Source organism: Paenibacillus sp. 10L310 (assembly GCF_056395745.1).
Genome location: NZ_JBFTKC010000003.1, coordinates 591266 through 603334, shown reverse-complemented (window position 1 = coordinate 603334; position 12069 = coordinate 591266). Strand labels below are relative to the sequence as shown.

8 protein-coding genes and 1 other annotated feature are annotated in these 12069 nt (G+C 47.8%); of the genes, 6 read left to right on the top strand and 2 right to left on the bottom strand.

Annotated features, from left to right (window positions below; all coding sequences use genetic code 11):
- Positions 1–18 precede the first annotated feature (18 nt).
- The 3 genes from AC1DE7_RS11765 (at position 19) to AC1DE7_RS11755 (ending at position 6693) form a co-directional block, all read left to right on the top strand.
- Positions 19–735, top strand: coding sequence for a response regulator transcription factor (locus tag AC1DE7_RS11765; protein ID WP_036607918.1), 717 nt, complete (start codon positions 19–21; stop codon positions 733–735).
- 55 nt (positions 736–790) lie between these two features.
- On the top strand, positions 791–2188 hold the full coding sequence (locus tag AC1DE7_RS11760) for an ATP-binding protein (RefSeq protein ID WP_255319938.1): 1398 nt from the start codon (positions 791–793) through the stop codon (positions 2186–2188).
- A 194-nt stretch (positions 2189–2382) separates the two neighbouring features.
- Positions 2383–6693: a BclA C-terminal domain-containing protein gene (locus tag AC1DE7_RS11755; protein ID WP_477534405.1), complete on the top strand. Its 4311-nt coding sequence runs from the start codon at positions 2383–2385 to the stop codon at positions 6691–6693.
- Positions 6694–6867: 174 nt separating this feature from the next.
- On the opposite strand, the gene serA is transcribed toward AC1DE7_RS11755, so the two are convergent.
- The gene (serA, locus tag AC1DE7_RS11750) at positions 6868–8463 is read right to left on the bottom strand and encodes a phosphoglycerate dehydrogenase (RefSeq protein ID WP_047843574.1); all 1596 of its coding nucleotides are present in this window, start codon (positions 8461–8463) and stop codon (positions 6868–6870) included.
- A gap of 199 nt (positions 8464–8662) precedes the next feature.
- Positions 8663–8893: a binding site (T-box leader), on the bottom strand.
- A gap of 335 nt (positions 8894–9228) precedes the next feature.
- Here serA and AC1DE7_RS11745 point away from each other — a divergent pair.
- From AC1DE7_RS11745 to AC1DE7_RS11735, 3 genes are read left to right on the top strand one after another with little or no spacing between them, the layout of a single operon-like run.
- Positions 9229–9822, top strand: a complete 594-nt coding sequence (locus tag AC1DE7_RS11745) for a CPBP family intramembrane glutamic endopeptidase (protein WP_036607728.1) — start codon at positions 9229–9231, stop codon at positions 9820–9822.
- Complete coding sequence (locus AC1DE7_RS11740) at positions 9819–10271, top strand: hypothetical protein (RefSeq protein ID WP_315372560.1); 453 nt, start codon at positions 9819–9821, stop codon at positions 10269–10271. The genes AC1DE7_RS11745 and AC1DE7_RS11740 overlap by 4 nt, the downstream gene beginning before the upstream one ends.
- Positions 10272–10300: 29 nt before the next feature.
- Complete coding sequence (locus AC1DE7_RS11735) at positions 10301–11098, top strand: metallophosphoesterase (RefSeq protein ID WP_477534451.1); 798 nt, start codon at positions 10301–10303, stop codon at positions 11096–11098.
- Positions 11099–11143: 45 nt separating this feature from the next.
- Here the strand turns inward: AC1DE7_RS11735 and AC1DE7_RS11730 are convergent, their stop codons facing one another.
- Positions 11144–12040, bottom strand: a complete 897-nt coding sequence (locus AC1DE7_RS11730; RefSeq protein ID WP_076249993.1) for a polysaccharide deacetylase family protein — start codon at positions 12038–12040, stop codon at positions 11144–11146.
- Positions 12041–12069 lie beyond the last annotated feature (29 nt).

The window sequence follows — 12069 nt, the reverse complement described above, 5'->3', positions numbered from 1 at the left end:
CAAAGGGGCTGGAGAGGCATGGCTGAACATGAGAATCGAATACTGGTCGTGGATGACGAAGAGAGAATCCGCAGGCTTTTGAAAATGTATCTTGAAAAAGAAGGTTATGAAATCGATGAAGCTGAGGATGGGGAAACTGCACTGCGTAAAGCAACAGCAGGGGACTACGGGCTGATTTTGCTTGATGTGATGTTGCCGGGTATGGATGGAGTTGAAGTGTGTACCCGTCTTCGTCAGGTGAAATCAACGCCGGTTTTGATGCTCACTGCAAAAGGTGAAGAGATTAACCGGGTTCAAGGCTTCGAAGTTGGCGCTGATGATTACGTTGTAAAACCATTCAGCCCGCGTGAAGTGATTTATCGCGTCAAAGCGATTTTGCGTCGAGCTTCCGCGACAGCTTATCTCTCCAAGGAGAGCAATTCGAGTAACAACATCGTGTTCCCGCATCTGGTTATTGAGCATGATGCCCACCGGGTAACCGCTGGTGGCGAAGAGATTAGTCTTACACCAAAAGAATATGAATTGCTGCACTACCTGGCAACATCTCCCGACAAAGTTTTCTCCAGAGAAGAATTGCTCAAAGATGTATGGAATTACGAATTCTTTGGCGATCTTCGTACCGTGGATACGCACGTGAAGCGTCTTCGCGAGAAACTTAACAAGGTATCGCCTGAATCGGCGGCCATGATTACGACGGTGTGGGGTGTGGGTTATAAACTGGAAGTACCGAAGTAGTTTTAGTTTCTGGAGATCACTGGTCGGGAAGTTATGGATCACTATTATCTGCCTTGTGGGTTGTGTACTTATAGCGCTGGGTCTTTTTTTGCTGCCCTACATTGATACGAACTTTGCAGAATCCGAATCCAGAGATATTAAGCGGTTGTTCACCTATATCTGTATTATCGGATTCAGTTTAACCACGTTTTTTGCATTGTTTCTATTCACTAAAATAACGCAGCCCATGCAGCAATTGATTCAGGCAGCCAATGCGATTCGCAAAGGGAACTACGGAACACGTCTCTCCCTGGTAACGAGTGATGAGATTGGTGAACTTGCCAACACATTTAATCATATGGCTGCCCAACTGGAAGATAATATTCGAAACCTTAACCATGAGAAGGAACATTTGGCGAGTGTGCTTCGCAGCATGACCGATGCGGTGGTTACATTTGATGGTGAAGGCAAAGTTATTCTGACGAATCCGCCAGGAGAGAAGATCATGCAGGCATGGTATGATCTCGATTGGGCAAAAATGGACGAAGGACAAGAATCCGAGCAGTCTGACAAGACTTCGCGTGATGTACCTGAGCCCCTTCTTCCTTTGTTCAAAATGGTGATGGAGCAAGGCGGGGACCAGAACTCCAATGTTCACGTACAGCAAGGTGTCTGGTCTGTTCAGATGGCACCGTTGTATGCTGACAGTGTTGTCAGAGGGGCTGTGGCTGTCTTGAGAGATGTAACAGAAGAAGTGCGTCTGGAGAAAATGCGGCGTGATTTCGTGGCTAACGTATCTCATGAGATACGTACCCCATTATCCATGATGCAAGGTTACAGCGAAGCGCTTCTGGACGGCATGGCAACCTCACCCGAAGAGAGCGAAGAACTGATCCAGGTCATTCATGATGAGTCCTTGCGGATGGGCAGACTGGTTAAAGACTTGCTTGACCTTGCGCGGATGGAAGCTGGACACACGGATATGGTGATGAAGGAAGTTGACCTCGGAGAGCTACTTGAACGTGTATATCGGAAGTTCTCGGTGCGTTCAAAAGAACAGGGAATCCAACTGCACTTTGAGTTCGAACAGCCAACTATTGAACTTCAACAGGCAGATGAGGATCGACTTGAGCAAGTATTTACGAATTTGCTGGATAATGCGTTCAGACATACGCCTACTGGCAAAAATGTAATGATCTCAGCCGAGCGGGTCACTTATCTTCGTGCTCCATTTGTCAGAGTTTCTGTGAAGGATCAGGGAGTGGGTATCCCTTCATCCGACTTGCCATTTATTTTCGAACGATTCTACAAAGCAGACAAGGCTCGTGTTCGGGGAGAAAGTGTAGGTACGGGGCTTGGTTTAGCGATTGTGAAAAATATTGTTGATGCGCATCAAGGTATGATTACCGTCAATAGTGTGCTTGGCGAAGGAACAGAGTTTATTTTGCAATTTCCTTTAGATTCATCGAAATAGCCTGAATTTCATACAAAAAGTGCGGAAACACCCTCTTATGGAGGGTGTTTTTTTGTTGAAGACTACCGTTTAATCTTGTTCAACGTGGAACAAGAATGGTCTTTTTTTGACTAAAAAGAGTGTCCAAGATAATTTTCCTTCCTATGTGACATAAGCTTGAAAAGCAGGCAAGATAGAGGAGGATTGAGTTAAGCATGTCCGATGATCGAAAAAGGGTCAATATTAAAGCTTTCCTGGAAGGCAGATCTTTTAGAGCAGGCTCTCCGTTTATTCCAATAACCACAAGCGAACTGGAGCAGTTTGAATCCATACTGCGTTCTTTGGCTGTGGCTATTCCTGCTGCAATCAGTCAGCCGACTTCAGCCAATATACTGTCATTACAGAATGGATTACGCCAGTTACTTACTTTTGTAAATCAGTCCGGATTTCGTGCCGGAGTAAAGGCAGAATTACAAGCCGTATTGGAATTAACGATTGCAGGTTCAGAGGTTGTTCCTGTTCCTCTTATTAATCTCGCAGGTAACTTGCAAAACTTACTGGATGACTTGTTAAGTGTGACGCTGCTTCTGGAAGTACCTCCTGCAGAAAAAGATAAACTTGTGGGATTAATTCGATCGATCTCCATATCGCTAAGCCGTGCGACGACAACTCTTGGAACTGGAGGGATTACCGGACCAGCCGGCCCACAGGGAGTGCCAGGAGTCCCTGGAGTCCCTGGGGTGAAAGGGGCTACTGGAACACCGGGAGGAATTGGACCAGTAGGACCGGTTGGCCCAGTTGGTCCACAGGGAGCACAGGGTCCGGCAGGAGCACCAGGTGTGGGTTTGAACAATATTACTGCATTTGATCCTGCATTGGGACCAACTTATGCTCAAGGCCAAGTAGTAAGCTACGAGGGTAGTCTTTATGTTGCCAATGTAAATGGTCCTTTGGGTACACCCGGAAGTTCTCCAGACTACACTCTTTTGCTGTCGGGAGGAACGACTGGAGTAACGGGAGCAACCGGAGCTGGTTTGACAGGAGCCGTGGCATTTAATCCAGCGCTCGCCCCGGGTTATCCAGCAGGTCAAGTAATTACGTATAACGGTAGTACTTACATTACGAGTGTAGCTGGTCCTCTAGGAACACCAGGATCTTCATCGGATTACACATTAATCGCTGCTGCGGGGGCGACTGGTGCAACTGGAGCCACAGGTGCAGGATTAAGTGGCATCGTGCCATTCGATCCCGCATTAGCCCCAACATATCCAGCTGGACAGATCGTCACGTTTGGTGGCAGTACTTACATTACAAATGTCGCTTCGCCAACGGGTACGCCAGGAAGTTCTCCAGACTATACATTGCTTGCAGGTGCAGGACCTACAGGAGCCACAGGTGCATCAGGTGTAACGGGAGCAACCGGGGCGGGATTGACAGGCCTAGTGCCATTTGATCCAGCCGTAGCCCCAACGTATCCAGCAGGTCAGGTTGTAACGTTCAACGGCAGTACGTATATTGCGAATGTGGCATCACCAACCGGAACGCCGGGGACTTCACCAGATTACACGTTGCTTGCTGGCGCAGGAGCAACAGGTGTGACGGGTGCAACTGGTGTTGGAGTAACGGGAAGTACCGGAGTGACAGGAGCGACTGGTCTTACAGGGTTGACTGGGGCGACGGGAATTACAGGAGCCACGGGATTAAGCGTAACGGGATCAACAGGAGTAACTGGAGGAACTGGGGCAACTGGTGAAACAGGAGCGACAGGCGTAGGTTTGAGTGGCATTGTACCATTTGATCCAGCCGTAGCCCCAACGTATCCAGCGGGTCAAGTAGTAACGTTCAACGGCAGTACGTATATAACTAATGTCGCATCGCCAACCGGAACGCCGGGCACATCGCCGGATTACACGTTGCTTGCTGGCGCGGGAGCAACGGGTGTGACAGGTGCAACTGGAGTTGGAGTAACGGGAAGTACCGGAGTTACAGGGGCATCAGGGGTCACGGGAGCGACCGGTGTAGGTTTAAGTGGCATTGTACCATTTGATCCAGCCGTAGCCCCGACGTATCCTACAGGTCAAGTCGTAACGTTTAACGGTAGTACGTATATTGCAAATGTGGCATCGCCAACCGGAACGCCGGGGACTTCACCGGATTACACATTGCTTGCGGGCGCAGGAGCAACGGGTGTGACGGGTGCAACTGGTGTTGGGGTAACAGGAAGTACCGGAGCATCCGGCGAAACAGGAGCGACAGGTGTAGGTTTAAGTGGTATTGTGCCATTCGATCCAGCTGTAGCCCCGACATATCCAGCGGGTCAGGTTGTAACGTTCAATGGCAGTACGTATATTGCAAATGTAGCATCACCAACGGGAACGCCGGGGACTTCACCAGATTACACGTTGATCGCTGGAGCAGGAGCGACAGGTGTGACGGGTGCAACTGGAGTTGGAGTAACGGGAAGTACTGGTGAAACAGGAACGACTGGTCTTACAGGGTTAACCGGGGCGACGGGAATTACAGGAGCGACGGGACTAAGCGTAACGGGATCAACAGGAGTAACTGGAGGAACCGGGGCAACTGGTGAAACAGGAGCGACCGGTGTTGCAGGGTTGACCGGGGCGACGGGAATTACAGGAGCCACGGGATTAAGCGTAACGGGATCAACCGGAGTAACTGGAGGAACCGGGGCAACTGGTGAAACAGGAGCGACAGGTCTTACAGGGTTAACCGGGGCGACGGGAATTACAGGAGCCACGGGATTAAGCGTAACGGGATCAACCGGAGTAACTGGTGAAACAGGAGCGACCGGTGTTGCAGGGTTGACCGGGGCGACGGGAATTACAGGAGCCACGGGACTAAGCGTAACAGGATCAACAGGAGTAACTGGAGGAACCGGGGCAACTGGTGAAACAGGAGCGACTGGTGTTGCAGGGTTGACTGGGGCGACGGGGATCACAGGAGCCACAGGAGTAAGTGTAACAGGTAGTACTGGTGCTACAGGGGAAACAGGAGCAACAGGCGTAACGGGATTGACTGGCGCAACGGGAGTAAGCGTAACAGGTGTGACAGGAGCAACGGGAGTCGGCATAACCGGAAGTACCGGAGCAACTGGTGTCACGGGGGAGACCGGAGTCACAGGTATAACCGGTGCAACGGGAGTGGGCGTAACGGGAAGTACCGGAGCAACTGGTGTCACGGGTGGAACAGGAGTCACAGGTATAACAGGAGCCACAGGAGTTGGCGTAACAGGAATTACCGGGGCAACTGGTGCGACTGGGGGAACAGGAGCGACAGGTGTAACTGGAGCCACGGGAGTGGGCATAACAGGAAGTACTGGAGTAACTGGTGCGACTGGGGGAACAGGAGCGACAGGTATAACCGGAGCCACGGGAGTCGGTGTAACGGGAAGTACCGGAGCAACTGGTGCGACTGGTGAAACCGGAGTCACAGGTGTAACAGGAGCCACGGGAGTCGGCGTAACGGGAAGCACCGGAGCAACTGGTGTCACTGGTGAAACCGGAGCGACAGGTATAACGGGAGCAACAGGAGTCGGCATAACGGGAAGCACTGGGTTTACTGGTGTCACTGGTGAAACCGGAGCGACAGGTATAACCGGGGCAACCGGAGTCGGCATAACGGGAAGTACTGGAGTTACTGGTGCGACTGGTGAAACCGGAGCGACAGGTGTAACGGGAGTGGGCATAACAGGAAGTACTGGAGCAACTGGTATCACTGGAGGAACAGGAGCGACAGGTATAACAGGAGCAACGGGAGTTGGCGTAACAGGAATTACCGGGGCAACTGGTGCCACGGGAGTGGGCATAACAGGAAGTACTGGAGTAACTGGTGCGACTGGAGGAACAGGAGCCACAGGTATAACAGGAGCAACGGGAGTTGGCGTAACGGGAAGTACCGGGGCGACTGGTGCGACTGGGGGAACAGGAGCCACAGGTATAACGGGAGCAACGGGAGTCGGCGTAACCGGAAGTACCGGGGCGACTGGTGCGACTGGGGGAACAGGAGCCACAGGTATAACGGGAGCAACGGGAGTCGGCGTAACCGGAAGTACCGGAAGTACCGGAAGTACAGGAGTTACCGGAGCAACAGGTGCAACCGGAACATCTGTAACATCTAATTCGGCTTTTGCTGAGAACACTAATGGTACGATTGTTGTAATATTGGGTGGTACACTCGTTCCATTACCAAATAACCAAAATATTGGCACAGGTATAACCGTTAATGGGGCTAATGACACCTTCACGTTGACCAACGCAGGTCGTTACTATATCTCATACAAAATAAATCTGACAGCTGCACTTGCTATCCAATCTCGAGTTTTACTTAACGGTGCACCAATTCCAGCGAGTGTAGTATCTCCAGTACTTTCTCTCAGTCAGCTGCAGTCTGACTTTATGGTTACCGTTACCGCTGGTTCAACAATACAGTTACAATTATTCGGGCTTGTTGGCGCAGCTGTTCTGTCTCCTCCGGGGTCTACACTAAACATTATTCAGTTAAGTTAATAGTTCGATTTCGTATTAAGACTATTTCCCAGTGAGCAAAAGAAGCGGAGTTCATATCCAATTCCACTAATATTTTGTTTGAAAGCTTCTTCACCGATATTTCAGCGAGTACATGAAAAAAGACGGGAACCACTAGGGTCCCGTCTTTCCTTTTACATATAGAAATATATTTAATTATTCCAGAACAATTTCAACAGCAGTATTGATTTCAGGCAGCGCAGCAAGCTGCACAAGCACATCTTTTGGAACAGCTTTATCTACGGTCAGAATCATGATCGCTGCACCACCAATAATTTTACGTCCAACCTGCATGGATGCGATGTTGACATCGTTTTGTCCAAGCAGGGTTCCTACACGTCCGATAATACCTGGTTTATCGTTGTGGGAGATCAAAATTTGATGACTTTCCGGAGCGATATCTACCGGGAATTTGTCCAGACGAACAATACGTTCTCCATAACCTGCAAGCAATGTACCTGCTACACGACGTTCCTCAGCATCCTGAGTTGTAACCAATGTTACGGTAATCAGGTTAGTAAATCCTTTAGTTGTTGAGGTTTGGCTTACAACCACATTCAGATCACGGATTTTGGCCAGATGCATGGAGTTAACGATGTTGGCTTCCCCACCCAAATGTCTGGCGAGAATCCCTTTCACAATGTAACGTGTGAGAGGAGAAGTATCTACTTCAGAAAGTTCACCAGCATAGTCGATCCGAATCTCCTGCACTGCATTTTGTGTAATCTGTGCTGCAAAACTACCCAACGTTTCACCCAGTTTGAAATACGGCTGCAATTTGTTCATCACGGTTGGTGCAACAGCAGGCATGTTAACTGCGTTCTTGAACGGTTCATTGCGCAGAATATGAAGAACTTGTTCCGACACATCGATAGCCACGTTCTCTTGCGCTTCTACTGTGGACGCACCAAGGTGAGGCGTAACGATAATGCTTGGGTGATTCAGGAACGGGTGATCAGCGGCTGGCGGCTCGCTTTCGAATACGTCAAATGCTGCACCAGCAACAATACCTTGATCAATGGCTTCGACAAGTGCCATCTCGTCAACTACACCACCACGAGCACAGTTGATGATACGCATGCCTTTTTTCATCACTTCGAATTGTGGACGTGAAATCATATGCCGTGTTTCCGGTGTTAATGGCGTGTGAACGGTCATGAAGTCCGCATTGCGAATGATATCATCTACACTAGCCAGCTTCACTTGCAGCTTCTCGGCACGCTCCTCCGTGAGGAACGGGTCGTAAGCAAGAATGTCCATTCCAAATGCTTTGGCGCGCTTGGCAACTTCACTACCGATCCGTCCCATACCCAGTACACCGAGCGTTTTATTTCTTAATTCCACACCCAGGAAGGTTTTACGATCCCACGTACCCTGAATAGTCTTGGCATATGCCTGAGGAATGTGTCGTGCCAATGCCATCATCATGGCAAACGTGTGCTCACAGGTTGTGATGGTATTGCCATCAGGTGCATTAATAACGATGATACCGCGCTGTGTAGCAGCTTCCAGATCAATGTTATCTACACCAACACCTGCACGTCCGATCACCTTAAGGTTGGTACCAGCCGTCATAATACGATCTGTAACACGAGTCTGGCTGCGAACCAAGAGGGCATCATAATCACCAATAATGGCAACAAGTTCATCTTCACTAAGACCGGTTTTCTTCTCAACAACAACATCATTTGCATCCACCAGTTGCTGGATCCCCAGATCACTGATTGGGTCCGACACTAACACTTTGTACATGGTTTCTTCCTCCTTAGGTATGTGTATCTATATCGTCAAGGTCTGACCTCAGCGAAGAGGTATTCCTTAAAACCAGGTTGATTCTTCCGCCCAACAACGCGGTGTCGCAACAGAGGGGGAAGGTGAAGCAAATAGAGTGATCCCACAGATATCCTTTAAAATAAATCAAAAAACTCTCAATCCACATACTGCTTGCGCAATAAGGGACGAGAGTTGTCGTGGTACCACCCTAATTCACCGCCGTTTCGCAACGACAGTCTTAGCGGTCAATGAAGACCGAAGAGGATAACGGGTCTAAACCGATTGCACCTACTCCAATTTCAATGCAATAACTCAGGAGCGCTCAAGACCATTTGCCTGCCACCGATTCACACCTACCATCGGCTCTCTGTAAGACGAAGCAACGTCTTTTTTCCATCATCGTGTTTAACGTGACTAATTTTTTCATAATGTATCATGGCTGACATGAGCATGTCAATAGGCTTAAATGTTTTAAAATGTTTTGCAGATGTCTTTAGATTCACACATAAACAGAGTCACCATAAGTAATACAATAGTTAATATACCTATCACAAGAAGATGGAAAGTAAGCTGTTTGGTGAACTGAATTTTACTGCTTTAATGAAGTAATGGCACGGACATATAACCAGGACTTGGGGCAGGTCTTGAACCTAATTGGTTTTTTGGCTATCATTTAGTATACTATCCGATTGGACAACGTAATTGTTATCCATCAAATTTAACTCAAGAGGACAGACGCATCCGATGAAAAAATTCAAGTTTCCCAAGTTCAAGATTCAGAAGGCTGAGCCACAGCAGCTTACCGAGCGTTTGCTTTTAATCAATCTATACTTTACACAAGGTCTGACACTGATTATCGGAGTTGTGTGGATCTTATTGCAGAAACGAAACTTGTTAGATGTACTCGCATGGCCTGACAATTACCAATTTATATGGTGGGGTCTGGGTCTTGCAGGAATAATGCTTGTTATGGACTTGGTACTGTCGTATGTTATACCTCAGGAAAGCATGGATGACGGTGGAATTAACGAGATGTTGTTCCGTGGGCGTCCGATCTGGCACATTGTATGTATAGCAGCCATTGTTGCTGTGTGTGAGGAATTATTATTCCGTGGAGCCATCCAACATGCCATCGGTCCTTACTGGACAAGTATTTTATTTGCAGTTATCCATATTCGTTATTTGCGCCACTGGATTCCAACAGGCTGGGTGTTTGTCTCAAGTTATGGATTGGGTTGGATTTACTTGCAGTCCGGCACATTATGGGCGCCTATATTATGTCACTTTATTATTGATTTGGTGTCCGGATTAGCGATACGTTTTCGGAGGGGATCATGAATCAGCCATTAAGTAGAATGAAGACATATGGCAGTCAGCGCCATCGTCAATCGGATAAAAAAGAGAAATCCGAGCGTCAGGTGGCTTCTCAAGTAAGCATCGTTGCTGAAACGGCAGCAGCTGCTGAGGTTGGCGGAATCACACCAATTACTTCCGTTTCTTTACCTAGATCACAGCGCAAGCCCTATACAGAAAAACTGGAAAGTCCAGTACTTCCTCAAAGGGCACCATCACGCTCCAAGAAAACGCCAAATACAACGGAAGAATCGATCCCCGAAGCGGGTTCGCTTCCTACACGGACAGAATTACATCCTTCACGTCGGTTAAAATTGAGCAAGAGGTTTGTGAATTCACTCATTTTTATTTTTGTCATGTTAACGATTAGTCTGGTTTGGTGGGGGGTTGAAGGGGCACCCGCTCTCAATACGTTCCTTCCCTTGCCGTGGTAATGCTTTTACTCGCAGGTTTAATCATTTTGATGGGAGTTTTACTGCTTTTTCATATGTGGCGTGAAGCCCATATTCATCTAATGATTGAAGAAGAGGTTGAAGTGCCTCATCTGCCAACATCCTTTGACGGGGCTAAGATTTTGTATGTATCCGACACGCACAAGCGCAAGCTGAAGCAGAAGAATCTGGCAAACGTTAAAAACAAAGTGGACTGGGTTCTCATCGGTGGGGATGTTGCGGAAAAAGGAATCTCATGGTCTTTAGTTAGACATAACATGAAAATTTTATCGAACATTGCTCCTTCATTTACGGTGTATGGCAACCATGACAAGAGGGCTGGTACCGCTCAACTTGCGCGAATCCTTCGCGAATCGGACGTTAGGCTCCTGCAGGATAATGTAGAATATCTGCAAAGGGGCAACGACAGATTGAGCCTGATCGGTATAGACTATCGTTCCAAACAGGGCGATGTATTACTACAGCAGATCAGTAACCATTTTTGCAAAATTGCTATCGTTCATGATCCTTTGCAGGCCCTTCGCTTGGAAGAAAATGCAGATCTTATTTTAAGCGGTCATACACATGGCGGACAATTGGTTTTACCATTTTTCGGACCTGTGTTCCTGAGCAAAGCGTATCGTCCCGTATCGAATGGGTGGTACTCCCTGAAGCGAAGTCCGGAGGACATTCACCAAGAAGGCAAAATGCTTGTTAGCAGAGGATACGGTACAAATCATCTTCCTCTCCGACTAAGTTGTCCTGCGGAGATGCATATCATCACGTTAAGAGTGCCCGCGGAAAAAGCACTCACAGAGAAACAGCCTTGATCCATTGGATCAAGGCTGTTTTATTTTAATGCGCAAAATTACAATTTAACGAGCTTCCAATTCAATTGCACGCGGATCAACAAAGGAATAACCTTTCTTTTCGAGCTTGGTCAGCAACTCATCCAATGCTTCAACCGTCCATGGCAACTCATGCATCAAAATATTGCTTCCGGGATTTAACTGATCGAGTACATTTTGGATGACTTTTTCCGGGTTGTCTTTGGTGCTTTTATCCCAATCGAGAGAACCATTAGACCAAGTCATATATAACATGCCATTTTTCTTCACAGCAGCCTTCAGTGCATCATTTCCCGAACCAAAAGGTGGACGGAAGAATTGCGGTTCCTCACCAATGGTATCCTTCACTATTTTTTGGACATCTGTAACCTGTTTTGCCGCCTCAGCGTTGGACATTTTTTTGAGATCCTCATGATCCCAGGCATGATTGCCTACAATCTGACCCCGATCATGTATGAGTTTGAGCAATTCCGGATGGCTTTTCACCCGATATCCATTGACGAAAAATATCGCTTTAGCGTTATGTTTATCTAAAGTGTCGATCAGTGAAGTAATCATTTTTTCTTCTTTGGGTCCATCATCAAAAGTTAACAAGACTACTTTGCTTGGGCTCGCTTCATCGTTTGGTTTAATATAATAATTTTCATTCATATGATACGTCTTTTCCACTTTCTCTTCTGTAGAAACCTTCTCCGAAGATTCAGGTTCTTCTTCTGTCGCAGTTGAATCTTCCGTTGAAGACTCGGGCACACCAGTTCCGGGTTCTCCTGTTTCAGTTGGGTTAGAGTTACCTTGCTCTTCTTGAACCGTGGTAGTTGATTCGCCCGCTGGTGTGGAATTATCAGATGTTTTTTCTTCCGCTGTCCCACAAGCTGACAACAGCAAACTTGCAGCAATGATCAATGCGGCGGTATGTCTAAACATGATTTCAACTCGCTTTCCTGTAATTATAC